This window comes from Streptosporangium sp. NPDC087985 (assembly GCF_044741965.1).
Lineage (GTDB): Bacteria > Actinomycetota > Actinomycetes > Streptosporangiales > Streptosporangiaceae > Streptosporangium.
Map to the genome: position 1 here is coordinate 56,090 of NZ_JBIUTQ010000010.1, position 24,177 is coordinate 80,266.

At 69.1% G+C, this 24,177-nt stretch carries 29 protein-coding genes and 2 tRNA genes; 7 read left to right on the forward strand and 24 right to left on the reverse strand.

The window, feature by feature from the left end:
- Positions 1-251 precede the first annotated feature (251 nt).
- Both ACIN94_RS19615 and ACIN94_RS19620 read right to left on the reverse strand, forming a co-directional pair.
- Positions 252-325: transfer RNA gene (locus ACIN94_RS19615), tRNA-Lys, on the reverse strand.
- A gap of 146 nt (positions 326-471) precedes the next feature.
- Positions 472-1,113 (reverse strand): nucleotidyltransferase family protein, encoded by a 642-nt coding sequence (locus ACIN94_RS19620; RefSeq protein ID WP_400707897.1) that lies wholly within the window; start codon positions 1,111-1,113, stop codon positions 472-474.
- A 190-nt stretch (positions 1,114-1,303) separates the two neighbouring features.
- Here ACIN94_RS19620 and ACIN94_RS19625 point away from each other — a divergent pair, with 190 nt between their 5' ends.
- Positions 1,304-1,453: a GPGG-motif small membrane protein gene (locus tag ACIN94_RS19625; RefSeq protein ID WP_400707898.1), complete on the forward strand. Its 150-nt coding sequence runs from the start codon at positions 1,304-1,306 to the stop codon at positions 1,451-1,453.
- Between the two features lie 56 nt (positions 1,454-1,509).
- Here ACIN94_RS19625 and ACIN94_RS19630 read toward each other — a convergent pair whose 3' ends face one another.
- The 11 genes from ACIN94_RS19630 to ACIN94_RS19680 all read right to left on the reverse strand — a co-directional run bounded on the left by ACIN94_RS19630 (position 1,510) and on the right by ACIN94_RS19680 (position 9,948).
- Positions 1,510-2,223, reverse strand: coding sequence for a metallophosphoesterase (locus ACIN94_RS19630; RefSeq protein WP_400707899.1), 714 nt, complete (start codon positions 2,221-2,223; stop codon positions 1,510-1,512).
- Positions 2,220-2,465, reverse strand: a complete 246-nt coding sequence (locus tag ACIN94_RS19635; RefSeq protein ID WP_400707901.1) for a BON domain-containing protein — start codon at positions 2,463-2,465, stop codon at positions 2,220-2,222. Before ACIN94_RS19635 ends, ACIN94_RS19630 begins: the two co-directional genes overlap by 4 nt.
- Positions 2,466-2,575: 110 nt before the next feature.
- Complete coding sequence (locus tag ACIN94_RS19640; RefSeq protein ID WP_400707903.1) at positions 2,576-3,181, reverse strand: DUF305 domain-containing protein; 606 nt, start codon at positions 3,179-3,181, stop codon at positions 2,576-2,578.
- A gap of 59 nt (positions 3,182-3,240) precedes the next feature.
- Positions 3,241-4,095 (reverse strand): lytic polysaccharide monooxygenase, encoded by an 855-nt coding sequence (locus tag ACIN94_RS19645; protein ID WP_400707905.1) that lies wholly within the window; start codon positions 4,093-4,095, stop codon positions 3,241-3,243.
- A 299-nt stretch (positions 4,096-4,394) separates the two neighbouring features.
- A complete protein-coding gene (locus tag ACIN94_RS19650; RefSeq protein WP_400707907.1) occupies positions 4,395-4,760 on the reverse strand; it encodes a hypothetical protein in 366 nt (121 codons plus the stop codon).
- 168 nt (positions 4,761-4,928) lie between these two features.
- Positions 4,929-5,942: a cytochrome d ubiquinol oxidase subunit II gene (locus ACIN94_RS19655; RefSeq protein ID WP_400707909.1), complete on the reverse strand. Its 1,014-nt coding sequence runs from the start codon at positions 5,940-5,942 to the stop codon at positions 4,929-4,931.
- Between the two features lie 4 nt (positions 5,943-5,946).
- Positions 5,947-7,353 (reverse strand): cytochrome ubiquinol oxidase subunit I, encoded by a 1,407-nt coding sequence (locus tag ACIN94_RS19660; RefSeq protein WP_400707911.1) that lies wholly within the window; start codon positions 7,351-7,353, stop codon positions 5,947-5,949.
- 175 nt (positions 7,354-7,528) lie between these two features.
- Positions 7,529-7,605 (reverse strand) — tRNA-Lys (locus tag ACIN94_RS19665).
- A 508-nt stretch (positions 7,606-8,113) separates the two neighbouring features.
- Positions 8,114-8,512: an OsmC family protein gene (locus ACIN94_RS19670; protein WP_400707913.1), complete on the reverse strand. Its 399-nt coding sequence runs from the start codon at positions 8,510-8,512 to the stop codon at positions 8,114-8,116.
- 57 nt (positions 8,513-8,569) lie between these two features.
- Complete coding sequence (locus tag ACIN94_RS19675) at positions 8,570-8,854, reverse strand: hypothetical protein (RefSeq protein ID WP_400707915.1); 285 nt, start codon at positions 8,852-8,854, stop codon at positions 8,570-8,572.
- Between the two features lie 44 nt (positions 8,855-8,898).
- Positions 8,899-9,948, reverse strand: coding sequence for an NADP-dependent oxidoreductase (locus ACIN94_RS19680; protein ID WP_400707917.1), 1,050 nt, complete (start codon positions 9,946-9,948; stop codon positions 8,899-8,901).
- A gap of 256 nt (positions 9,949-10,204) precedes the next feature.
- Between ACIN94_RS19680 and ACIN94_RS19685 the strand changes: the two genes are divergently transcribed.
- Positions 10,205-10,573, forward strand: coding sequence for a phage holin family protein (locus ACIN94_RS19685; protein WP_400707919.1), 369 nt, complete (start codon positions 10,205-10,207; stop codon positions 10,571-10,573).
- A gap of 49 nt (positions 10,574-10,622) precedes the next feature.
- On the opposite strand, the gene ACIN94_RS19690 is transcribed toward ACIN94_RS19685, so the two are convergent.
- On the reverse strand, positions 10,623-11,576 hold the full coding sequence (locus tag ACIN94_RS19690; RefSeq protein WP_400707921.1) for a LacI family DNA-binding transcriptional regulator: 954 nt from the start codon (positions 11,574-11,576) through the stop codon (positions 10,623-10,625).
- A gap of 227 nt (positions 11,577-11,803) precedes the next feature.
- On the opposite strand from ACIN94_RS19690, the gene ACIN94_RS19695 reads away from it, so the two are divergent.
- Positions 11,804-12,694: an amidohydrolase family protein gene (locus ACIN94_RS19695; RefSeq protein WP_400707923.1), complete on the forward strand. Its 891-nt coding sequence runs from the start codon at positions 11,804-11,806 to the stop codon at positions 12,692-12,694.
- Between the two features lie 52 nt (positions 12,695-12,746).
- Entirely contained in the window at positions 12,747-13,256 is a 510-nt protein-coding gene (locus tag ACIN94_RS19700) for a cysteine dioxygenase (protein WP_400707925.1), read from the forward strand.
- Positions 13,257-13,416: 160 nt separating this feature from the next.
- Here the strand turns inward: ACIN94_RS19700 and ACIN94_RS19705 are convergent, their stop codons facing one another.
- Positions 13,417-14,628: a CynX/NimT family MFS transporter gene (locus tag ACIN94_RS19705; RefSeq protein ID WP_400707927.1), complete on the reverse strand. Its 1,212-nt coding sequence runs from the start codon at positions 14,626-14,628 to the stop codon at positions 13,417-13,419.
- Between the two features lie 140 nt (positions 14,629-14,768).
- On the opposite strand from ACIN94_RS19705, the gene ACIN94_RS19710 reads away from it, so the two are divergent.
- Both ACIN94_RS19710 and ACIN94_RS19715 read left to right on the forward strand, forming a co-directional pair.
- Positions 14,769-15,770, forward strand: coding sequence for a LacI family DNA-binding transcriptional regulator (locus ACIN94_RS19710; RefSeq protein ID WP_400707929.1), 1,002 nt, complete (start codon positions 14,769-14,771; stop codon positions 15,768-15,770).
- A gap of 170 nt (positions 15,771-15,940) precedes the next feature.
- Positions 15,941-16,402 (forward strand): hypothetical protein, encoded by a 462-nt coding sequence (locus ACIN94_RS19715; RefSeq protein ID WP_400707931.1) that lies wholly within the window; start codon positions 15,941-15,943, stop codon positions 16,400-16,402.
- Between the two features lie 16 nt (positions 16,403-16,418).
- Here ACIN94_RS19715 and ACIN94_RS19720 read toward each other — a convergent pair whose 3' ends face one another.
- Together ACIN94_RS19720 and ACIN94_RS19725 are read right to left on the reverse strand one after the other, a co-directional pair.
- Positions 16,419-17,333, reverse strand: coding sequence for an aminoglycoside phosphotransferase family protein (locus ACIN94_RS19720; RefSeq protein WP_400707933.1), 915 nt, complete (start codon positions 17,331-17,333; stop codon positions 16,419-16,421).
- 292 nt (positions 17,334-17,625) lie between these two features.
- Positions 17,626-17,763 carry a hypothetical protein gene (locus tag ACIN94_RS19725; protein ID WP_400707935.1) on the reverse strand — a complete coding sequence of 46 codons (138 nt, stop codon included), beginning with the start codon at positions 17,761-17,763 and terminating at the stop codon, positions 17,626-17,628.
- Between ACIN94_RS19725 and ACIN94_RS19730 the strand changes: the two genes are divergently transcribed.
- A complete protein-coding gene (locus tag ACIN94_RS19730) occupies positions 17,762-18,019 on the forward strand; it encodes a GNAT family N-acetyltransferase (RefSeq protein WP_400707937.1) in 258 nt (85 codons plus the stop codon). The genes ACIN94_RS19725 and ACIN94_RS19730 overlap by 2 nt on opposite strands.
- 82 nt (positions 18,020-18,101) lie before the next feature.
- Here ACIN94_RS19730 and ACIN94_RS19735 read toward each other — a convergent pair whose 3' ends face one another.
- The 7 genes from ACIN94_RS19735 to ACIN94_RS19765 form a co-directional block, all read right to left on the reverse strand.
- On the reverse strand, positions 18,102-19,097 hold the full coding sequence (locus ACIN94_RS19735; RefSeq protein ID WP_400707939.1) for an NAD-dependent epimerase/dehydratase family protein: 996 nt from the start codon (positions 19,095-19,097) through the stop codon (positions 18,102-18,104).
- A 167-nt stretch (positions 19,098-19,264) separates the two neighbouring features.
- Positions 19,265-19,534: a hypothetical protein gene (locus ACIN94_RS19740; protein WP_400707941.1), complete on the reverse strand. Its 270-nt coding sequence runs from the start codon at positions 19,532-19,534 to the stop codon at positions 19,265-19,267.
- Positions 19,535-19,660: 126 nt separating this feature from the next.
- A complete protein-coding gene (locus ACIN94_RS19745) occupies positions 19,661-19,807 on the reverse strand; it encodes a hypothetical protein (protein WP_400707943.1) in 147 nt (48 codons plus the stop codon).
- 53 nt (positions 19,808-19,860) lie between these two features.
- Positions 19,861-20,778 (reverse strand): carbohydrate ABC transporter permease, encoded by a 918-nt coding sequence (locus ACIN94_RS19750; RefSeq protein WP_400707945.1) that lies wholly within the window; start codon positions 20,776-20,778, stop codon positions 19,861-19,863.
- Complete coding sequence (locus ACIN94_RS19755; RefSeq protein ID WP_400708144.1) at positions 20,775-21,662, reverse strand: carbohydrate ABC transporter permease; 888 nt, start codon at positions 21,660-21,662, stop codon at positions 20,775-20,777. The genes ACIN94_RS19750 and ACIN94_RS19755 overlap by 4 nt, the downstream gene beginning before the upstream one ends.
- Before the next feature lie 61 nt (positions 21,663-21,723).
- The gene (locus tag ACIN94_RS19760) at positions 21,724-23,010 is read right to left on the reverse strand and encodes an ABC transporter substrate-binding protein (protein WP_400707947.1); all 1,287 of its coding nucleotides are present in this window, start codon (positions 23,008-23,010) and stop codon (positions 21,724-21,726) included.
- 171 nt (positions 23,011-23,181) lie between these two features.
- Positions 23,182-23,958, reverse strand: a complete 777-nt coding sequence (locus tag ACIN94_RS19765) for an AMP-binding protein (RefSeq protein WP_400707949.1) — start codon at positions 23,956-23,958, stop codon at positions 23,182-23,184.
- Between the last annotated feature and the right edge of the window lie 219 nt (positions 23,959-24,177).

A 24,177-nucleotide genomic window follows, 5' to 3' on the forward strand; every position in this document is an offset into this window, starting at 1 on the left:
AAGCGAGGGTCAAGAGACATATCGACCACCTCGCCCTACTCCGTGAGGGAAGAGCGCCATGCGGCCGTGGCCGGTTCCACGCGGTGGGCTCAGAGGTGAGACCCCGGATGATCATGCCGTGACCAGGCTTTCGGCGGGCGGGCAGACGACGGGCAACCATCATGGTCATCATGGGGCCCGGGTCGCCCTCAGGTTGGTCACCAAATAAAGAAAGCCCAGGTCAGATGGACTGACCTGGGCTTTCTGAAAAGTGCGCCGCCAGGGACTCGAACCCCGGACCCGCTGATTAAGAGTCAGCTGCTCTAACCAACTGAGCTAGCGGCGCTTGACCTCGACAAGACTACCGGACGCGGGACGGTGGTCCGTCCATGAGGCGACATGTGCAGACAACTCTCCGGTAGGAGGGCCGTGTCCGAGATGTCACCGGCGCACAGCCCGCCCCCTCCGCTGTGCCGGACAGGTCTCGGACGTTCAGGGCCAGGACGGATCACCCCCCGGATCGACGGGGCCGGAGATCACCCCCAGGCGCTCCAGCAGGGTCAGGAAGGTCGACGCGTACGGTGAGTCCCGCACGACCGCGGCGACCCGGTCCCAGTCGACCTGCTCGCGCAGCGCCCGCACCTGGGGCAGCAGCGAACCGTAGTCGCAGCTGTGCTCGGAGAACGGCAGCAGCCACGAGATGACCAGGTCGGTGGCCTCCAGGACAGGCAGGATCACGGCGGACACATTCATGGGCTCGGCCCGGTCCAGCAACGTCGGCGTGACGGGATGGTCACAGATGGAGAAGATCAGGTCCACCAGCCTTCCCTCGTCGTAGGCCTTGACCAGCCAGTCCTCCGGAGGTTTGACCGTCTGGAAGCCCAGTTCGCGCAGCGCCGCGAGAGCGGTCGGCACATCCTCCTGCGGGAGGACGAAGTCCACGTCGTGCAGGGAGGGCGCGGCCCCGCGCGCGTACGCGGCGCAGCCCCCGGCGAGCGCGAACCTGACTCCCGCCTCCTTCAACCCGCTGCTCGCCCGCTTCAGGGTTTCCAGAATCGCGTCGGTTACCTCATGGCTGTGGCTTCCCATGCCCACCGCGTACCCTCCAGATCCCCAGGTAGGCATCAGATCCATGACCTGAGCAAGTGCTCCTGATGATTCACCTTAAACAGGTGCGAGACCCTCCGTATTCGATGGCGCTCGTCGCGGAGATGGCGATCGTCCGGCCGTCTGCCCTGGTCGGAGGCACGGTCACGCCGACCGGCCGTCGATCCGTATTTCAGCAAAGATGTTAAGTCGTGAATTGTGGGGGCAGTTCCTACTCATGGCTACTTTGCTCTGGATTCTCGCAGTCATTCTCGTTATCTCTGGGATCTACGTGATCCTGGCCCGTCGCGATCTCCTCTGGGGGATCGTGCTCATCATCGTCGGCCTTCTCATCGGTCCGGGAGGCATCAGTATCTTCCACGTCTAATGCAGGCCAGACCTTCCCTGCCCTGACGGCCTCGCACCGGCAATGGCCGGCCGGGACTACAGGCAGTACACCCCATATGCCCGCCCCAGCACCGGCAGCGCCACGTTGCGCACCCTGATGCCCCCGGGGGTCACGCCCTTCTCCGTCCCCGCGTGCGCATGACCGTGGATGATCAGGTCGGCCCCCTCCGCGTCCACCGCCTCGGCCAGCAGATAGCTGCCCAGGAAGGGATAGATCTCCAGCGGTTCCCCGTGCAGGGTGTCCTTGACCGGGGAGTAGTGCGACAGCACGACCCTCCGGTCTGCCTGGAGCTCCTTGAGAGCCAACCGCCAGCGATCCGCGATCCGCCTGGTGTGGCTGACGAACGCCTTGATCTCGGGCTCACCGAAGTCGCTGACGCACTTGCCCGCATATCCTCCGCCGAATCCCTTGCCGCCGACCACGCCGAGCCGTACCCCGTCGACGTCGAGCACGGCCGCGTCATCGTGCAGGACCGTGATCCCGACGCCGGACAGCAGGGACGCGATCTCCGCGGGCAGGTTGGAGTGGTAGTCATGGTTGCCGAGCACGGCGACCACGGGGATCGGCAGGCCGCGGAACTCGTCCGCCACCACCCGCGCCTCCTCCCGTGTGCCGTGCCGGGTCAGGTCTCCGGCGAGCAGCAGCACGTCGGCATGCTCCTCGACGCCGTCCAGCCGTTCGCGGTAGCGCCCCCTGAGGCTCTCGTCCAGGTGCACGTCTCCGACCGCCGCGATCCGCAACTCCCTCACAGCTTCTCCTCCTCCCCCGGACCCCTGACATCCATGACGGTGATCTCGTTGCGGACCGTCAGGCCGGGAGCGGCCTCCTCCGCCACGGCGGCGATCAGCGTACGGCGCTCGGCGCCGCTCACCTGGCCGCGCAGGAAGAGCTGTCCTCCCCGGATGTCCACCCGGATGCCGAGTTCGCTGGTCCTCTCGTCCTCGGCCAGCGCGCGCTGCACGCGCGCGGCGACGTACTGCGGAGCCTCCATCGTTGAACTCCTCTCGTTCAAAACGACCGCTTTCCCGAGAGACCCGAGGTCAAACGCGTTTAAAGCATTCCTGGAGAGAAGCGGATCCAAGCGGGTGCCGCCTGAGCCGGTCACTGGCCCAGCAGTGCCAGCATCTGCTTGATCTGTGCCGCGCGTGAGACCTCGATCCGCGCTGCCAGCGCCCTGACCTCGGGGTTCCAGCCGCTGACCGCCTCCATCCTGGCCATCTGGATGGCGTCGTCCTGCTGGGCGATCAGCATGTTGAGAAGCTTGTGCTCGAAGTCGGCGGGGGCCGCGTCGGCGATCGCGGCGATCGCCACCTTGGTCATCTCCGGCGACATGCCTCCGTGTGCGGCGTGCTGGCCGGCCCTCGGGGTGACGGGCTGACCCCAGCCGATCAGCCGGTCGGTCATCGACGCGGCCTCCGCCTCCTGGGTCGTGGCGATCGCCGCGGCCAGGGTCTTGACCTCCTGACGGGCGGCCCGTTCCGGCGCCAGCCCTACCAGCTCCACACCCTGGCGGTTGTGGACCGCCATCATCTGCAGGAACATCACGTCGGGATAGTTGAAGTCCTCGTCCGCACCGGACGCCGGACGCGGAGTGCGCGCGGCACCATAGGCCTCCTGAGCGTCGCCACGGAGTTCCTGGGCGCCGGGGGCGCCACAGCCGGCGAGGAGGAGGACCCCCAGGACGATCGGGACGACGCGCTTCACCATGGGCTCCTCCTGAGGATGACGTGACCGGGATGGCCGTGGCCGCCCCGGTCACGGCCAGGTCAGACCCGCTTCCAGAGCGCGGGGACGTTCGGCGGCTCCCAGCCCGGCAGCGCGGTGTGCGCCTGCAGGCACTGGTAGGTCAGGCCACCGTAGGTCACCCGCGCGCCCACCGCGTAGGCGGTGCCCGCGCTCCAGGTGCCGCCCGGCTGGGTCGAGGTCGGCGTCGGTGTCGGTGTCGGTGTCGAGGTCGGCGTGGGGGTGGGGGTGGGGGTGGGGTTGGAGCCACCGCCGAAGTCCACGTCGGAGCAGGTGTAGAAGGCCTCGGTGCTGCCGACCACGCGCTGCCAGATCGAGTAGATGAGCTGGCGGCCGCTCCGCTGCGGGAGGTTGATCGTCCAGTTGGTGAACGTGGTGGGGTTCTGGTTGTTGAACGTCTTGATGTGCTCCAGGTCCGACCAGCGCAGCGGCTGGGTCGGGTTCCAGCTCTGCTTGGTGATGTAGAACTCGAAGTTGCTGTTCGCATGGGGTGCGGTCGCGTGATAAGTGACCGTCAGCGGCCCCGGGGAGACGCGGGTGGCGGGCCAGTCGGCCCTGGTGAGGTCGAGCCCCCGATACTTGTCACGCCCGGCGCTGCACAGCTGGCCGTCCGGGATGATCGCACGGTGGTTGCCGCCCGCCTCAAGCCGGGAGACCTCGTTCCAGTCGTAGAAGGCCTGGGTGCCGCCGGCCGCGACGGCCGCCTTGCACGCCGCCGAGGTGGGGTTCTCCGGACCTTCCGTCTTGCACACGTAGGCGCGGCTGGGCGGGTTCGACATGGTTCCGTGAGCGGCCGCCGGAGCGGATGGCAGCAGGCCGAGCAGGGAACCGGCGGTGAGCACGGCGGCTCCGGTGGCCACCTTGTGTCGCAGGTGCACGTGGACTCCTCCTACAGGGGGGATGGAGGGGGGACATGTCCAACGGCCGACGGATAGCACGTTATTAACAAGAAACCTTACTAAGAATTAGGCTCCCAATGCCATACGTCGCGACGCATCCGCGGAAGGAATCTCGCATTTCATCCCGTCGCCCGCCCCGGCACCTCGGAACGGCCGGGAGCCGGACATCGAGCGGCTCCCGGCGTACGCGGACAGGAGGCGCGCCACGGCGGCACCGGCCCGGCCCCGCGGTGAGGCCCCGGGTCACCCCCGGGCGGGGTCGGGCCCCCGCGGCGAGATCAGTGGAATGCGTAACACTCGACCTCGGATCGGCGCGGCGACAGCCCCTCCCCCACCGAGTGCTGGACGCACGCGGCCTGTCGCTTGCTGAGCATGAGCTCCCCGCACACCGTAACCCCGGAGTATGTCCGGCAGTCCAGGTTGGGATTCTCCCTCCCGATCCGGTAGGTGTTCCTGACCGCTGCTCGGCACTCGCTGCGCAACCGTGCGGAATCGGCATACCGGCACTGGTTGAGCAGAATCCGGTACTGGTCCCGCCCCACCGGTGTCTTCTCCCCGTTCCACGCCTGCGCCGATGTCCCCGTGGCGACGATTCCCAGAACAGCGACCATGGACAGCGCCGCCGCACACATGAGTCTTCTCACGATGGCTCCCCCCGCCATATGGTCCCTCAGAACGGACTTTACAGGGGAAATGTCACTTTTTGTGGTCGTTCCACCCACTTATCGTGGTCAAACATCGGGGGCCGGAACTCCTTGTCCATGATAGGGGCCTTCCAGGTCACAAAAGATCATCGGAAGAGGCGCGGGCCGTCAGCCGTGCGCGCTCGGGTCGTACGGCGAGCGGTGCTGGAGCAGGAACAGCCAGGCCATGGACGGCAGCACCAGCAGCGCCCCCACGGCGAGCACGAGGAGCGTGGCGCCGAGGACCGCCGGATCCGCGGCGGCCCCGTTGACGGTGAGAGCGGGAGGGAGCATGACCGGATACTGGGCGAGCGGCCATCCCCACACCACCGCGGTGACAGCCAGCGCGGCGGTGCCCCGGACGGGCAGGTAGCGCCGCCACCAGAGCAGGACTAGGGAGAGCAGCCCCAGCACGGCTCCGGCGATGACGAGGGCCAGCCCCCGATGGATGAGGCCGTCGAACAGCCGGGGAGCGTCCCCGTGGATCACGACGATGCCGCAGAGCGCGACGGCGCCCACCACGAGACCCGTGATCAGTGCCCGGCGCCGGAATCCCTCTGCCAGACCGGGCGACCCCGCCCGCACCGCGTCGTCGCACAGGTAGACCGCGGCGAGGTAGGCGCACACGGCGACCGCGAGGACCCCGCCGAGCAGCGAGGTCGGGTTGAGCCAGCTCGTCAGGAGGTCTCCGGTCGCCAGCCCCGGAGGGACGCGTCCCGAGGCGACCGCCCCCGCCACCGCGCCCAGGAAGAAAGGCGTCAGGACGGAGGATGTCGCGAAGGCGGCGCCGAACAGGCGCTGCTGCCACAGCTCCGTGCTGGCCTTGCGGAAGGCGAAGGCAGCACCCCGGGCGATGATGCCGAGCGCCGCCAGCGTCAGCGGGATGTAAAGCGTGGACATCACCGCGGCGAACACCGGCGGGAAACCGGTCCACAGCACGACGATAACGAAGATCAGCCAGACGTGGTTGGCCTCCCACACCGGCCCGATGGAGTGCTCGATGAGACGCCGCTGGGGCATACCGGCGCGGCTGCGCCCCGCCAGCAGGTCCCAGATGCCGCCGCCGAAGTCGGCTCCGGCCAGCAGCGCGTACAGCGTCACGCCCACCCACATCACGACCAGCAGGGCCTGCGCCGTGTCCATGGGATCACTCCGGTTCCTGGGGAGCGTACGCCGCCGCCCGGGGAGCGGGCTCCTGCTCCCGGGGAGCGCCCGTCATGCGCCGCAGGACGTAGACGGTGGCGACGGTCAGGAACACGTAGACCAGCGCGACAATGACGGCCCCGGCCCACAGGCCGGGCGCCGGATTGACCGCGTCCAGCGTGCGCAGCCTGCCGTACACCACCCATGGCTGCCGGCCGACCTCCGTCACGACCCAGCCGGTCTCCAGCGCGACGACCGCGGCCACCCCGGAGAGGGCCGCGAACCTCAGAAACCACCGGGAGCGGGGCAGGTCGCGTCGGCGCCACCACGCGAACGCGTACCAGGCCGCCAGCAGGAACAGGAGGGAGCCCATCCCCGCCATCGTGTCGAAGGCCAGATGGACGGGGGTGACCGGTGGACGGCCGGCCACCGGCACCCGGTCGAGTCCCTGGACCACGGTGCTCGGGCTATGGCCCACCAGCAGGGACAGGCCGCTCGGGATCTCAACCGCGTAGTGCAGCCGGCCGTCGGCCACGAATCCGCCCAGGCTGAGCGGCGCGTTCGGGCCGGTACGGAAGAGCCCCTCCGCCGCGGCGAGTTTGGTCGGCTGGCGCTCCGCCAGGAACTTGGCCGCGTAGTCGCCCAGGAATATCTGGATCGGGGCGAAGACGGCCGCCATCGTGAAAGGGATCATGAACCCCAGACGGTGGTAGCGGTCCCGCCGCCCGCGCAGCATCGCCACGGCGTACACCGAGGCGGTGCCGAACCCGGCGACCATGAACGCCGCCACGATCATGTGCAGCGTCTGCGGCGGCGTGGCCGGGTTGAACATCGCCCGCCACGGGGCCACGTCCCTCACCCGGCCGTTCTCCACCACGAAACCGACCGGCTGGTTCATCCACGCGTTGGCGGTCACCACGAAGAACGCCGAGGCCACCCCCGCGACCAGCACGGGCACCCCGCTCAGCAGGTGGGCCCGGGGTGACAGCCGGCCCCAGGCGTAGAGGTAGACGCCGATGAAGATGGCCTCGACGAAGAAGGCGATCCCCTCCAGCGCGAAGGGCAGGCCGATCACCTCGCCGTAGGTCCCCATGAGCCCCGGCCAGAGCAGGCCCATCTCGAAGCTGAGAATCGTCCCCGAGACCGCCCCCACCGCGAACAGCACACCCGCCACCTTGGCCCACTGCCGGGCCAGTCGCAGGAGGGCGTCGTCGCCGGTACGGATCGCCCGCCACTCGGCGGACAGCAGAAGGGCCGGCATCCCCACGCCGAAACAGGCCAGCACGATGTGCCAGCCCAGCGAGAGGGCCATCTGCATACGCGCCGCGTCCAGATCCGCCGGGCTCGCCGGACCGGCCAGTGAGACAAGCACCCTCGCCAGGCCGGTGTCGAGACCGCCCGCGATACCCATGAATGGCCCCTGCCCCGGTGCGATAAACGACAAACAAGGCATATAGCCCATAAATCTATTTATCGGACAGGCAGCCGCCGGATACGGCGGACAGGAAGAAGACCGGCCCACAGTGGGAGGCCGACCAGGAACAGACAAGGCCGGATCGGTGGTCACCGATCCGGCCTTGTCTATGTGGTGCGCCGCCAGGGACTCGAACCCCGGACCCGCTGATTAAGAGTCAGCTGCTCTAACCAACTGAGCTAGCGGCGCCTGCAACGGAGGTAACTCTAGCAGCAGCCCCGGCGGTGACGCACATCAGATGTCCGCGCGGTGATCTCGCGGAGCGGATCGGGGCCACCTCCCGGACAGCTCTTCACGGAAGCGGCCTCCCGGCCCTCCCGGGACAGGGAAACGGGGCCGGCGGTTCTTCAACCGTCCGGCCCCGTCCCCTGGACAGGACACGGGGCCGGGCAGTCCCCCAACTACCCGGCCCCGGCCTCCTCGCGGGCCGTTCCTTCGTCTCCCCCAAGACTCCGGCGGCTCCGCTCAGGGACGCGATCCCCCTCGCGTCCTGTATCCGGTGAAAGTCTCTGCAATGCTCCCCCCGGGCCTCGCAGAACCCCTTGACCTGCTTCAACATTACAGAACCCCACGTAACGAGCACGCCATCCACGGGTTGATTTTGGCCCTACACACGGAGTTGACCCGCTATTGCCTGACCAAAGGTATGGAACGGTCAGGCAAGGCGGGCCGGCCGATGACCGCCGCGGCCGAGCCGTCACCCGGGCAGTTCGAGCCGGACCTCGCTCTCCTCCCGCAGCGCCCGGCTCACCGTGCAGTATTTGTCCTCCACCCGGTGGGCCACCGCGCGGAAGACCTCGTCCGCCTCCTCGTCGCCCTCCGGCAGCTCCACGTCATAGGTGATGGTGATGGGTCCGAGCCGCGAGGGTTCGGCCTTCTCGGCCTGGACGGTCATCGCCAGGCGGACCAGCCGGTGACCACGCTGGGCGGTGAGCGGCTCCACGGTGACGATGTTGCAGCCGCCGAGCGCCGCGAGCAGCAGCTCGACAGGGGTGAACACCCCCTGCTCGTCGACGCCGCCCATCGCGACCTCGGCCCCGCGGTCGTTGCGGGCCACGAACCCGTCCTCGATCCGCTCGACTCTCACCTGTGCCATGACACTCCTTCGTTGACCTGCCGATCAGACTACCGAGACAGTCTGAGCGGCAGACACCTAGGCTTCGGGGTGCCTGGAGAGATAGTCGATGTAGAACGGGCGCAGCGCCTCGCCGAGCCGGCCCTCCCCGGACGCCATGGCGTCACTGAGCAGAGCGGAGACCCGGCTGAGGTCGTTCGCCGTCTCGTCCTCGTTCCCCGCGGACGCCTCGGCCGCCGGGATCATTTTGAGCAGTTCCCACAGGAAGGCCAAGTCCCCGTGGTGCACGGCGTAGCGGACCGCGCGATCATGTAGTTCATGGGCCGACAGTGCCTCAAGATCATCTATTGCCAACCAACCCACCCCCCTTCGCCCCTTCTGCCCCATATCATGACGATCATGCATCGTCAGTGAGTCAACCGGACGATCATCTTGCCGGTGTTGGCCCCGCGGAGCATGTCGATGAAGGCCCTCGGGGCGTTCTCCAGGCCGTCGACGACGGTCTCCTCGAAGGTGACACTGCCGTCGCTGATCCAGGCACCCACCTCGGCGATCATGTCCGGCATGCGGTCGCCGTGGTCGCCCACGATGAACCCGCGGAGGGTGAGCCTCTTACCGATGGCCAGGAAGAGGTTGCTCGGGCCGGGAGCCGGCTCGGCGTCGTTGTAGGCGGAGATCGCTCCGCACATCGCGACCCGGCCGTACCGCCTGAGCGCGTCGAGGGCCGCCTCCAGCTGGTCGCCGCCGACGTTGTCGAAGTAGACGTCGATCCCGTCGGGCGCCACCTGGGCGAGCTGCTTGCGGGCCGGGGCCGTCCGGTAGTTGAAGGCGGCGTCGAAGCCGAGCTTCCCGGTCAGATAGGCGATCTTCTCCTGCGAGCCGGCGCTGCCCACGACCCGCGAGGCGCCCTTCAACCGGGCGATCTGCCCGACCAGACTGCCCACCGCGCCGGCCGCGCCGGAGACGAACACCGCATCGCCCTCCTTGAACCCGGCGATGTCGAGCAGGCCCACGTAGGCGGTGAGTCCGGTCATGCCCAGCACGCCGAGGTAGGCCGACAGGGGAATGCCGGGGATCTTCTCGACCTTCCGGGCCCGGCCCGCGTCCATGACGGCGTACTCCCGCCAGCCGTACCCGTGCAGGACGAGATCACCGGCGGCGAGGCCGGACGCGCGGGACTCGACGACCTCGCCGACCGCCCCGCCGTCGAGAGGTCTGCCGATCTCGAAGGGCGGCACGTAGGACCTGCCCTCGTTCATCCGTCCCCGCATGTACGGATCGACGCTCATGTAGAGGTTGCGGACAAGGACCTGGCCCTCACCGGGGGCGGGCAGCTCCACCTCGGCCGGCTCGAAGTTCTCCTCCGTCGGCCATCCGGAGGGCCGCGAGGCGAGCCGGATCTCCCGCGACGCCGTACGGCGGGCGGATCCGGAGTGGTTGGACGTGGCGTCGGACATGGTGAGGCCTCCCAGGCAGCGCGCTCTCCCCGGAAGCCATTCCCATCCGCCAGGGAAGTGACGGACCGCGCACGAAAGCTTTAACCTCTGTGACTACACGGAGTCACCAGCGGAGGCCCGTCACGTTCCCCTCACCCGGCTCGCCGCCGTCCTGGCGATCGCCGTGGCCGCAGAGCGCTTAGTGTCCTTATATATCCGCTCCTACACCCGACGCGGATCTGTCGCTCGTCCGATCCCCCATACGAGGATGCCCAACGTGAAAATCATCATCAAGGTCCTGGCGGTGGCAGCCGCCCTGTGGGCGGCCACCCAGCTGGTGGCGGGAATCACGGTGACCGCGGAGACCACCTCCAAGCAGATCGGCACGCTCCTCGCGGTCGCCTTACTGTTCGGTGTCATCAACACGGTCCTCAAGCCGATCATCAAGGTCTTCGGCTGCGCCTTCTACGTGCTCACCCTCGGCCTGTTCGCCCTGGTCGTGAACGCCGGACTGCTGCTGCTCACGAGCTGGATCGCCGCCCAGGTCCACCTGCCCTTCCACGTGGCCGGCTTCTGGGCCGCGTTCTGGGGTGCGATCGTCGTCGGCCTGGTGAGCTGGCTGCTCGACCTGGTGTTCGGCGACTGACCCGGCAGGGCGACCGGCCCGGTAACGGCCGTCCTCGGCGGCTCCCCGCTCAGCCCACCGAGCCGCGTTCGCGGAGCTGGGGAGCCTGGACGATCCGGCGGCGGCGGGTGTTGCCGTCGGCGGCGGCCACCACCGCGCGGACGGCCGCGCGGACGATGCCGTCGATGTCCCAGTCGACCGTGGTCAGCCCCGGGGTGAGCAGCCCCGACATCGGGTGGTCGTCGTAGCCCATCACGGACACGTCGGCGGGGATCCGCAGACCCCGTTCGGCCGAGGCCGCGTACACCCCGTAGGCGATCGAGTCGGCGAAGCAGAAGAACGCCCGGTGGCCGCCGGCCAGCATCCGCCGGGCGACGTCCGTGGCGGCCGTGAGCGCCTGGGGTGCGGTGACCACCTCGATGTCCAGCCCCAGCCGTCCCGCCTCGGCCAGAACGTGCACGTCGGCGGGGCGGTCGGGGGTGCTGGCCCGGGTAGGGGTGAGGACGGCGACGCGCCGGTGACCCCGGTCGCGCATGTGCTCCAGCGCCAGTGTCACCCCGGCGCGGTTGTCGAACACGACCTCTCCCGCCGTGCGTGCCCCGGCCAGCGAGTCGCCGATCGAGACCACCGGCAGGCTCTCGCACAGCTCGGCCCAGAGCGGTGCCGCCGGATCCACCGGCTGCACGATCAGGGCGTCCACCCGCTGGTCACGGAGCTGCCGGGCCAGTGTGCGCTCCCTGCCCGGGTCTCCGGCGGCGTCCAGGATCAGCGCGTAGCGGTCGTTGTCCTTCAGCGCCCGTCCGATGCCGACGGCCAGGGCCTGCTGCCAGAGGTCCTCAAGGGAGCCGCAGAGCAGGCCGATCATCCCGGTACGGCCGCTGGCCAGCGCGCGGGCGATGGGATCGGCCTCGTAGCCGAGCTCGGCGGCGACCCTGCGCACCCGCTCGATGGTCTCCTCGGACACCTGCATGCCCCGCAGGGCGTACGAGACGGAGGCCGGGGAGAGACCGGTGGCCTTCGCCACCTCACGTATCGTCGCTCGTTTCCGGGGCTGGGGCATCCGGCCAGCCTATGTCCCCGGCTCCGCCCAGGGGTGTTCTCCACCGCATTACGGAGATTTGCAGCATTGACAGGTGAAAGGTGAAGCGGTTCACTGAAACGGTTCACTAAAGCGCGTCGCCAAGGAGATGGGATAGGGTCAGGCCTGTTACCTATATTATAGGTAGGGAATATCTCGAAGGGAGGAGGGCGATGACCGTCGACGTGCACCAGCACCTGTGGACGCCCGCGTTCGTGGACGCGCTCCGGCGTCGCACGGTCGCGCCGCGCCTCGACGGCTGGACCCTTCACCTGGACGGCGAGCCCTCCTACGAGGTCGATCCCGGCGACCACGACCTCACCGCGCGTCTGGCACTGAACGCCGGGCTCGACCTGGCCCTGGTGTCGCTGTCCAGCCCGCTCGGCATCGAGTCGCTGCCGCCCGAGGACGCCTGGCCGATCATCGACGCCTACCACGAGGACGCCCTCGCGCTGCCCGCCCCGTTCGGGGCCTGGGCCGCGACCTGCCTCGGCGATCTCGACCCCTCCCGGCTCGCCAAGGCCCTCGACCAGGGGATGGCCGGGCTGCAGCTGCCCGCGACGGCCGTACGGAACGGGGACGACCTCGCGAGGCTCGCCCCGCTGCTCGACGTGCTCACCGACCGCGGCCTGCCGCTCTTCGTCCATCCCGGACCGGCGGCCGAGCCCCGGGGGCCCGGCTGGTGGCCCGCCGTCGTCCCCTACGTACAGCAGATGCACGCCTCCTGGTACGCCTTCGCGACCTTCGGCCGTCCCCGCCACCCCGGGCTGCGGGTCTGCTTCGCGCTGCTGGCCGGGCTGGCCCCGCTCCACTCCGAGCGGCTGATCAACCGGAGCGGCGAGGGCCGGGGCCTGGTGGACCCCGGCATGTTCCTGGAGACCTCCTCCTACGGCCCGCGCGCCATCGACGCGATCGTCCGCGAGCTCGGCATCGACGTCGTGGTCAACGGCTCCGACGAGCCCTACGCCAGGGCCCCCGACCCCGCGCTCGGCGCCGCCGCGTGGCACGCCGTCGCGGTCACCAATCCCCACCGCCTGCTGAACCGGAAGGAGTCGCGCAAGTGAACGTGAACCAGTCCCAGGGCCGTGAGCGCTGCGCGCTCCAAGGAGGCCGGCGATGAGCTACGGATCCCTGCCCGCCCGCGTCCTCGACCGTCGCGAGCTCCGCGACCTGGTCGACGAGCTGGCCGCGGACCCCTCCCGGTGGGAGGACCAGGTGGACTTTCCCGAGGAGGGGGGCCGCCACTACGCCTCCCTCTACCGGGACTCCTACGTCGACATCTGGCTGCTGTGCTGGCGGCCGGAGGACGACACCGGCTGGCACGACCACGACATCTCCTCCGGCGCGGTCCGGGTGGTGGCCGGGACGCTGCGGGAGTGCAACCCGCGCATCGGTGGCGAGCATCTGGAAGCCTCGATCTCCGCGGGCGAGTCCTTCTCCTTCGGTCCCGACCACATCCACCGGCTGACCGGCGTGGTGGACGGCAGCGTCTCCATCCACGCCTACTCACCACCGCTCTGGCGGCTGGGCCAGTACTCCATCAGCGACAGCGGTGTGATGCGCCGCGTGTCGGTCAGCTACGCCGACGAGCTGCGTCCCCTGGAAGAGGAGGCCGCCCTCGCCTAGCGGGACGGCCGCCCGCTCCAAACCGGCGACTGGTCCATGGTCAAGACCGGCGATGCCCCCCGGACCTGTGCGGTGCGGCGACCGGGTCCCGGACCTGCCGCTGTTCGGCCACGCCGGGCAGGTGTACGTCGCGGCGAGGTGACCGGTAGGGGGTCCCGGCCTACTTCCGGGCGGCGGCCGGATGCGTCTCCGGGCTGTCGGCGATCAACACCGGGCGCCCCGCCAGGAACCCGGCGACCAGCTGGAGCGCGCACGCGCCGAGCCCCGCCAGCAGCGGCAGCGTCCAGCCGCCCGAGCTCTGGTAGAGCAGGCCGATCAGGAACGGCCCGAGCGCCGCGAGCGCGTATCCGGCGGACTGGGCGACGGCCGACAGCGCCGTGACCGAGGCGGGGTCGGGCGCGCGCAGCGCGATGATCAGCAGCGCGAGCGCGATCGAGGCGCCCTGCCCCAGCCCGAGAATGATCATCCACAGCCAGGGGGCGGCGGCGGGAGCCATCAGCAGTCCGGCGTATCCCACGATGGTGAGCACGGTCGCGACCGTCACATGCGGCACCTGCGACCGGGCCCGGCCCGCGAGGACCGGGATCGTGAGCGTGGCGGCCATCTGCGCCAGGTGGGTCAGGCTGAGCAGGTAGCCCGCCTGGTCGTTGGGGAGCCCCGCGTCGCTGAAGATCATGGGTACCCAGGCGAGCATGATGTAGAAGGTCAGCGACTGAAGGCCCATGTACGCGGTGACGGCCCAGGTCACCCGGCTGCGCAGCAGCGCGCGGAACGGCCGGGGTGCGGCCCCGGCCCGTGCCGGGGGCCGCAACGCCTGGGGCAGCCAGAGCAGGGCCGCCGCCACGGCCGGGATCGCGGCCAGCGCGGTCACCTCACGCCAGCCGTACCCGGTGGCACGCTCCAGCGGCACCGTCAGCCCGGACATGGCGGCGGCGCCCAGCACGAGAGCGGAGACGTACACCGAGGTGAACAGGCCGACCTGGGTGGGGAAGTGCTGCTTGACGACGCCCGGCATCGCCACGTTCATGATGGCGATCGCCGTACCCGCGACGGCCGCGCCCGCGTAGAGCGCCGGGACGCCGCCCGCGCTGCGCAGCACCACCCCCGCGGCCAGGATCAGCAGCCCGGCCATGAGAGTGCGGTCCAGACCGAACCGGCGGGCCAGCAGCGGGGCGAGCGGACCCAGCACGCCCAGGCAGACCACCATCACCGTGGTGATCGCCCCGGCGCCGGCCGCGCTCAGCCCGAGGTCGTCCATGATCTCGCCGAGCACCGGGGAGATCCCGGCCAGCGCGGGTCTGAGGTTGAGTGAGGCAAGCACGGCGCCCGCGATCAGCAGGGCCCGCGAGAGCCTGAGTCCCCGATCAGTCATCGCCCTACTGTCCCACAGATCACACACTCATGATCAGAAGGGATATTTCGCCATGCCTCCGAGGTCGCCGGACTCTCCCGCTGACGCGCCGGGTTGATGACAACGTTGTCAAGCGGGTGGTCTTGAGCGATGATCGGGCCGTGACGGACAGTGTGCGGGGACGCCCCACCATGAAGGATGTCGCGGCGGCGGCCGGGGTGGCGCTCAAGACCGTCTCCCGGGTCGTCAACGAGGAGCCGGGGGTCAACCCCGCCACGGCCGAACGGGTCCTGTCCGCCATCGAACGGCTCGGCTACCGGCGCAACGAGAGCGCCCGGGTGCTCCGCCGGGGCCGGACCGCGACCATCGGCCTGGTGATCGAGGACGTGGCCGACCCGTTCTACTCAGGGATCAGCCGCGCGGTCGAGGACGTGGCGCTCCGGTACGGCTCGCTGGTGCTCAGCGGCTCCTCCGGGGAGGATCCGCTCCGCGAACGGGAGCTCGTCCTCACCTTCTGCTCCCGCAGGGTGGACGGCCTGATCATCGTCCCGGCCGGGACCGACCACGGATACCTGCGACCCGAGCTCGACGCGGGCATCGCCGCCGTCTTCGCCGACCGGCCGGGCGGGCTGGACGTGGACACCGTGACCTGTGACAACCGGGGCGGGACACACACCGGGGTCACCCACCTGATCCGGCACGGCCACCGCCGCGTCGCCTTCCTCGGCGACAGCCCGTCCATCTTCACCGCCGCCGAACGCCTGCGCGGCTACCGCCGCGCCCTCGGGGACGCCGGCCTGGCGGTCGACGAGTCACTGATCACGATGGGGCCGCCGGAGCAGGCCGGCCCCGCGCTGGCCCGGATGCTGTCCGGCGACGACCCGCCCACGGCGGTGTTCACCGGCAACAGCCGGATCACCGTGGCCACGCTACGCGCCGGGCACCGGCTCGCCCTGGTCGGCTTCGACGACTTCGAACTCGCCGACCTGCTGGTCCCCGGGGTGACCGTGGTGGCCCAGGACCCGGTGAGGCTCGGCCGGACCGCGGCCGAACTGCTCTTCCAGCGCATCGCGGGCGAGCCCGGCCCCGCCCGCCGGATCGAGCTACCGACCCGCCTCATCCCCCGAGGATCAGGCGAGCTCGGCCCGCAGACCGGTTCATAGGAACTGCGCTGTAGATCCTCAGAGTTGGAAGCTGAGGAACCTGACCGGCCTCTCCGGCTCAGGAATTGGAGTTGACCCGGTTCAGTAGACACGTCAGGGTCTGCGGCTACGCGACCGCACAGCCGCCCTCGTGGGTGGCTGTGAGTGCCTGCCGACGATCGGGGATTGCGATGAAGAGAGTCCGGCTGCTACTCCTGCTCCCTCTCCTGCTCAGTCCCACCTGGTTGGCGACCGGTTGTGGAGCGTGCGGGGAGGGGGTCGAGGTGCGTCACGTGGCGCCGCCGCCCAAGGACGCCTCACCGGCCGAGATCGTTCGGACCTACATGCGAGCGGTGGCGGGTCATGACAAGAAGACCGGCCGGTCGATGTGGGATCGCCGCAGCCCGCAGTACGAAGCCGAGTTCCTGGACCCGGGAAGCAACTTCACCAACTGGACCAGCCTGACCGACGTGAAGGTCGGCGAGCCCGAGGCGGAGACCTGCGGTGACATCCGACGGTGCGTACGGGTGCCGGTGAGCTACACCTTCGAGCAGTGCGAGTTCTACACCGGCGACGACGGCTCCTACAGCGAGAGGTTCTTCCTGAACCGGATCGGCGGTCGCTGGCTGATCACCGGGCACGGCCAAGGTTAACCGGATTCTTCACGGATCAAGCCCAGGCCGTGCGTTCACGGAGCCACTCCAGCGCCGCTTGACCCTGGGCGCCCTGGAAAGCACGGACCGTAGGCAGTCCCGGCGGGGCGGGCCGGCGGGACTGCCGAACGAAATACCCGGTCAGTGCCGCCAAGACCGAGGTCACCGCAGTCGGGTCAGCGGCCCGCCCGACCGGATGAGCGACGAAGACCTCCTCCGACGGCGGACCACCCTGCATCCGCACGCTGGGCAGCATCCCCAGCAGGTCGAACCAGGGCGCCCCGACGAACGCCGACGGCCAGTCAACGACTATCACCTCATCGGGAGTAAGCAGCAGATTGTCCCCCCGCATATCGCCATGCACCAAGCTGTTCCCCTTGACCGCTGTTGACCAGCCCGCCTCCAGGTCGGCCAGCGCGTCCAGATGACGCACAGCCCACGGATCCAGCCCAGCCAAGTCGTCCTCGCCCGCGTCCCGGGCCGCGACCAGCCGCCGCCAGCTCTGGAACGGCTTACCAAACCGCCGCTCCGCCGACGGAGCGGCAACCGGGGAGGGAGTCAGCGCGCTAGCCAACCGGCCCAGAGCGGCCAGCACTCGATCGAGCTCATCCGCACGCCACGGGTCGGCAGGCGGCCGACCGTCCACATCCTCAAACAGCAGCGCCACCCAACCATCGGAGTCGAACCACGCCAACAGCTTCGGGGCAGGCACGTCCGCGGGAAGCGCGGCTGCAATCTGAGCTTCGGCCCGGTAAATGTCCGCGGTGAGCGGGTTCGGCTCGGGCCCGACGGCCTTGGCAAACGCACGCCGCCCGTCCGCCAGCCTCAGCCGTACGGCAGCGCCCGGCGAAAACCCGCCGCTCTGCGTCACCGCCTCGATCACTGACGCACCCAGGTGAGTCTCGATGGCCCGACGGATCTTGTCGGGCACAGCAGGCCAGGGCAGGCGTACGCCGGTCGCAGGAACACTCACCGCTTCAGCTTGTCGAAGATCCCACTCCAGCGCTAGTCACTTTTAATTCAAACCAGCACGTCGATGGGCACATCCAACTCCCCGCCCAGCGCCTCGGCGTAGGCGACCAGAGTCAAGATCTCGATGTTCGATAGCTGGGTCCGTTGATCGCCAGAACTTCACAGTGGCACAGGAGACCTGTCCGGCCGTGGTGGGAAGGCAACCGGAAAGGGAGTCAACGCGCCGTCGCGCCCCGCTTGCGAGGCGGGCACTACCGGATCGGCGGCCTGTCCTGGGCGAGCCGGAACCAGACCGCCCCGCCCGCCTCGTGGTCCTGATGGGTTCCCCATGCGGTTGCCAGGAGATCCACCCAGCTCAGACCCCGGCCGCTGAGAGGGACCTTGGGCATGCTCTTCGTCGAACCGGACGCCATCGGCCAGGGCGTCGGCCGACGCCTGTTCGAGCATGCCACCGCTACCGCGGCAAACCTCGGCTTCGCGCGTCTCACCATCGACGCAGATCCGAACGCCGAGCCGTTCTACCTGGCCATGGGCGCCACACAGATCGGCGCAACCCCATCAGGCTCCATCCCCGGGCGGATGCTACCTCTGCTCGCGATCACCATTACCGAATGCAACGCCAAGGGCGAGGCTCCCCCTCGGTGAGCAGCCGGCCCCGACGGCGAAGATCCGCCCAACACTGGACGTGAACCCGATTTTCGGGCCAGGGTTACGGTCCGAAATCCGGTCAGGTGAGCCGGTCCAGTACCCGCCTCTCCTTGGCGGGGTCGAGCCCGACGTGAGGCCTGTCGGATCGGAGTCGCGGATCGCCCTCGGTCTGGAGCCAGGCCCAGGTGTCCGCGACCGTCGCCTGGACCGGACGGCAGGTGAGCCCCGCGTTGTGGGCGGCGGAGACGTCTCCGCTGTGCAGGCCGCCGTACTCGGCGTCGTCCGGCAACCAGATCGGCAGCTCGACCCACGGGCTGATGCCCGCTTCCTCGATCACTTCGGGAGCCGTCCAGACCAGCTCGGCGTCTGAGCCGATCACCTTCACCGCCGTTTCGAGCAGTTCGCCCATGGTGGTGTGCCCGGGGTGGCTGACGGTGTTGAAAGCGCCGCCGATCCCGCGCTCGGCGGCGGTGAGCATCCACGCCGCCAGGTCCCTGGCATCGATGTACTGGAGCGGACGGGCCGGGTCCCCGGGCGCCAGGACCCGCCCGCCGCGCTGGATACGGCGCAGCCACCAGGGCAGCCGTCCCACGTTCTCGTAGGGGCCGATGACGAGTCCGGCGCGGGCGAGCAGGGTTCGATCACCGAACGCCTGGATGGCGGCGAGCTCACCGCCGCGCTTGGCTGCGGCGTAGTCCTCTGCGTGGTCCTCGTCCGGATCGCCCTCGACCAGTGGGGCGTCCTCGTCGGCACCGATCGGTATCGGCCATCGGTAGAGCGATCGGCTGGACACGTATCCGTAGTGGCCGGCCCGATCGGCGAGCAGCCCGCACGAGTCACGGATCACCCGCGGCGCCCCGCTCCAGGTGTCGATGACCGCGTCCCACTCCTGGTTGCCGAGAGCCCGGCGCAGTGCCTCGGGATCGGTCCGGTCCGCGATGATCGGCTCCACCCCCGCCGCAGCGGGCCCGCCCGTCCCCCGGTTGAGCGTGGTGACCTCGTCTCCCCGTATCAGTGCCGTCTCGACGACGGCCCGTCCCACGAAATGCGTTCCACCCAGCACAAGAAGCTTCATACCGGACAAGCCTGGCCTCAGCGGAGCCATCGGCCCATCGGATTCACTGGAGGCGTAACCGCGTTCACCGACGGCGAAGATCCGCACACCACGCCGCTGAACATGACCGGCCGACGTTGATCCGGGGCTGCGTCGATCGACGGAAGGTCGGAGCCCTGCCCCCTGGGCTACGCCGCTTCGGCCGCTTGCCCGACTTCCCGAAGGAAGCGGGCGTGATGCTGCTCGGCCAGGAAGTGACCTACCCCGACGACGAGCGCGACGGGCCATTCAATGATCTCCAAGGCGCTCAGCACGCCCAGCGCGGCATAGAAGACGAGGAGATCCGATGGCGGCAGGGTCAGCTCGCCGATCACCGGCACGCTGATATGCGGTCGCTGTCTCTCGCCTGCCCGGTTACCCGCTCTGCCGTCCGAGGCGGTGGCGGTTTTCTGGGCCATGGCATCCTCCACGAATCACGACGTACCGCCAGCCGTCCCCGCCCCGCGTGACCTGTAACGCCGTTTAACGAGAACTTTGCCTCCCCCGCAGGGGATGCCGCCGGGAAACGCGTCAACGGACCTCGATCAGGGCAGTCGCCCACTGTTCTCGTAACGGGGCACGTCGCTGGAGACCTCGGGCCTGAGGTACCGGTGCAGGGCGAGGGAGCAGAGGATGGCCGCGACCCCGCCCAGGGCGACTCCCTGGTGAGCTCCGGCGCCCCGGCCGCTCATCCGGCGCCGCGACCGTGAACGGTCGGGCCCTCCGGAGGACCGGCCGTGAACGCTCAGCCCTTCAGCGCACCGGCCATGAGGCCGCGCATGAAGAACCGGCCCAGCAGGACGTAGACGAGCATCGTGGGGACCGAGGCGAGCAGGGCCGCGGCCATCTGCTGGCTGTAGGGGACGGTCTGGGCACCGGCGATGTTGTTGAGCATGACCGTCGTGGGCCAGCTCTGCGGGCCGGTGAGGAAGACGGCGAACAGGAAGTCGTTCCACATTGAGGTGAACTGCCAGATGATCACTACCGCGAAGGCGGGCCCGGAGACCGGCAGCACCACCGACCAGTAGGTCCGCAGCATCCCCGCGCCGTCCACCCGGGCGGCCTCGATGAGCTCGTCCGGGATGGTGACGTAGTAGTTGCGGAAGATCAGCGTGCAGATCGGGATGCCGTAGACCACGTGCGCCAGGAGCAGCCCCGGGATCGCACCGTAGAAGACACCGGACACCCCGGTGACGGACTGGGTGATCTCGTTGAGCTTCACCAGGAGCTGGACCAGCGGGATCATGACCCCCTGGTAGGGGATGAACATGCCGAACAGGAACAGCGTGAACAGCACGTCGGCGCCGGGGAAGCGCCACTTCGACAGCACGTAGCCGTTCATGGAGCCCAGGACGGCGGAGATCAGCGCACCGGGTACGGCCAGCAGCACGCTGTTCCAGATGCCGGGTGCGAGCTTCTCCCAGGCCACCCGCCACGGCTGTGCCGTCCACACCTCGGGCAGCGCCCAGGCCCGGCCGGGGTCGGCCTCGGTCAGCGGCTTGAAGCTGGTGACCAGCAGCACGTAGATCGGGATCAGGAAGATCACTACGAAGGCGACCAGCAGCGTCAGCCGGACCCCGCGCGTCCAGCCCGCCCGCCGCCTGGCCCGCTCACCCGGGTCCTGTACCCGGGAGGGAGGGGCCTGAGTCTCGGTGACCGTCATGAACGCCTCTCCTTGCGAAGGGTCCAGACCAGGTAGGGGATGACGAACACGCTCACCGCGAGCACGATGTAGGACGCGATGGTGGCGCCCTTGGCCGGATCGTGGGAGTCGAAGACCGCGACCCACATGAACACCGCGGGGACGTCGGTGATGATCTGCTTGCCGGAGACCGCGACGATCAGATCGAAGACCTTGAGCGAGATGTGCCCAAGGATGATCAGCGCGGACAGGGTCACCGGACGGAGCAGCGGCAGCACGATATGCCGGTAGACCTGCCACTCGGTGCAGCCGTCCACCCGGGCGGCCTCCCGGAGGTCCTCGGAGACGCCCCGGAAACCCGCCAGGAACAGCGCCATGACATATCCAGACATTTGCCAGATTGCCGGGATGGCCATGGCCGCCATCCCCCAGTCCGGGTCCCGGAACCACCCCCACTGCAGGAAGTCCAGGCCCAGGCTGTCGAACAGCCGGTTCAACCCCACCGCCCGCTCGTCCTGGCCGGAGTTCATCAGCCAGCGCCAGACCACTCCGGTCGCCACGAACGAGATCGCCATCGGGAACAGGTAGATCGCCCGGAAGGTCCCCTCTCCCCTGATCCCCTTCTCCATGAGGAACGCCAGTAGCCAGCCCAGCGCCAGCGCCCCGAACACGAACACGACGGTGAAGACGATCGCGTGGTTGACCGAGATGCCCCACCGCTTCTGATCCCAGAGCGTGACGAAGTTCTCCAGGCCGACGAAGCTCCCCTCGGAGATCTCGTCGTGTCTGTCGGTCATGGCCAGACTGAAGTTCCAGCCCAGCATGCCGTACACGAAGACCGCGATGGCGATGATCGACGGCGTGACCAGCAGCAACCCCGGCAGCCACCTGCGCACCCGTGTCACTGACACCCTTTCTCCGGGTTGGGCGAGGTACGGCCCGCGTCACCGCGGGCCGTACCGGATATCACTGGCCCGAGTTCTTCGCGGCCTCGGCCAGCGAGGCCTGGAGCGCCGCCACGTCCTTGTCCGCGTGGAACAGGCCGACCGCCTCGTTGATCGACACCCGCCAGGCGTCGTTGACGACGACGCCGTGCTGGATGGACCCGGCGAGCTTGTTGCCGCCCCAGTCCTTCAACGCGTCGGCGAGGTAGTCGGTGTAGAGGGAGGTGTCGGCGTCCTTACGGGCCGGGATGGAGCCCTTCTTGGGGTTGAAGGCGTCCTGGCCCTCCTTGCTCGCGGCGACCTTCAGCCAGGCCAGCGCCCCGTCGTGGTTCGGCGCGCCCTTGGGCAGCGTGAAGCTGTCCGACAGCCACATGAAGGTGCCGCCGGTGCCGGGCGAGGGCGCCCAGTCGAAGTCGGTCTTGGACGTCTTGCCCAGGCCGCCGTCCGGCGGGTTGTGGAAGTAGCCATAGGCCCAGTCACCCATGATGGTGAACCCGGCCTCACCGTCGGCCACCTGCTTGGCCGCGGGCTGCCAGTCGTCGGCCGGGTCTCCGGCGTAGGACAGGACCGTCTTGAAGTCGTTCAACGCCTTGGTCATCGCCGGGCCGGACCAGTCGGAGTTCGCGGTCCACAGCTGGTTGTAGGCGTCGGTGCCGAGCGAGCCGAGCAGCACGCTCTCCAGCAGGTGCACCATCGTCCACTCCGAGCCGACCGAGAGCGGGACCTTGCCCGTCTTCTTGATCTTCTCCAGGGCCGCGACGAACTCCTCGATCGTCGTGGGCACCTCGGAGACGCCCGCCTCCTTCAGCACGGCGGGGTTGAACCACATCACGTTGGAGCGGTGGATGTTCACCGGGACCGAGTAGATCTTCCCGTCCACGCTGATCTGGTCGATCAGCTGCTGCGGGAAGACCTCCTTCAGCTTGAGCTCGTCGTAGAGGGAGTTGACCGGCTCCAACTGCCCGGCCTTGATGTAGCCCTGCAGCTCGGCGCCCGCGTGCCCCTGGAAGGTGTCCGGCGGGGTGCCGGCCTGCAACTTGGTGGCCAGCAGGGCGCGCGCCTTGTCGCCGGAGCCGCCCGCCACGGCCGCGTCGAAGAACTCCAGGCCGCCGTTCTGCTTCTCGAAGATCTCCTTCATGGCCTTCAGACCGTCGGCCTCCCCGGGCCCGGTCCACCAGGAGAAGACCTCGACCTTCTTCTTGGTGTCAGCCTGAGGGCTCTGCGCGGCACCGTCGCCGTCACCACAGGCGGTCAGGGTGAGCAGGCCTGCCACGGTGACCGCGACAGCCGCCATCCACCGTCGTCGCATATCTTCCCGTCCCTTCGGGGTCGAGGTTTCACAAGGTCCCCCGAGCAAGTGACAACGTTGTCAGCAAAGCAATCAACCCACTTGGCACCGAGCGACGTCAAGGTGTGCGCGAATAACGTCTCCGCATCCCGGCGCCGCCCCCTGGATCCTCCGCCTCCGGCGGGACGGGGCCTAAACGCGCTGAACCGCTCCGTCGAGCAGGGCCATGACGGTGACGCCGAAATCGTGGATGGTCTCCGACAGTTCGAGGGGAGAGAGCCCGGGAGCCACCACGACCAGGGCACCGCGCATCAGCCCCAGCCCGACCAGGGTCGTCATGGCCAGGGTGCTGCCCGTCAGGGGCCAGGTCACCAGCAGGACGTCCGACTTCTCCAGCACGGCGAGCTTGTCCAGCTCGTGCATGCGCACGACCAGGTCCTGATGGGTGAGCAGGCCCTCCTCCTCGGTCAGTAGGGCGGGCTGGACGGCCGGATCGAACAGCGGCAGCGGGCCGGGTTCGAGCAGCAGCAGGTCGGCGAAGTCGACGGTGTCGCGCGCCTGGCCGAAGGCGATCACCTGCCGGACCCTGGAGTCCTCCGCGGCCTGCAGCGACACCTCCGCCAGCTCCGGGGTCGTGATGAGCAGCCGGGCATCCCATCGGCCCAGCAGCCTGGCCATCTCACCACTTCCGAACACGACCGGGGCCGCCACCCCGCCGGCCGCGATGACGGTATGCACCGCCAGGGTCTGCGCGGCGGCGTTGTCGACGTGGATCCCCGCCACCTGGCGCCGCCGGGCACCCCGCCTGACCAGCCCCGAGGCTCCCCTCGTCACCTCATTGACCAGACGGCGGTAGCCGTACACCACTCCCGCGTCGAGATCGATCAGCGCGGGCCGGTCACCCCGCTCGTAGGCGCAGCCGAACACCGCGTCGGTGACGGTGCCTTTGATGGACGAGGAGGGTCTCATTCGGCCGACGGTACGGCCGGCCTCTCCGTCCGAGCATCGACAGATATATGTAGATGGGTGTGTATTCGAACATCCATCCCTCCGCGGAAGGCGGGCTCGAGCCCTGCGCGACTCGAGCCCGCTGCCGCGTGACCCGTGGCCTTCAGTCCCCACCCCTCCGAGGAGACTTCAACCGTAGGGAAGGACACGCGACGTCCCCGGTGTGCTCGACCGAGACGC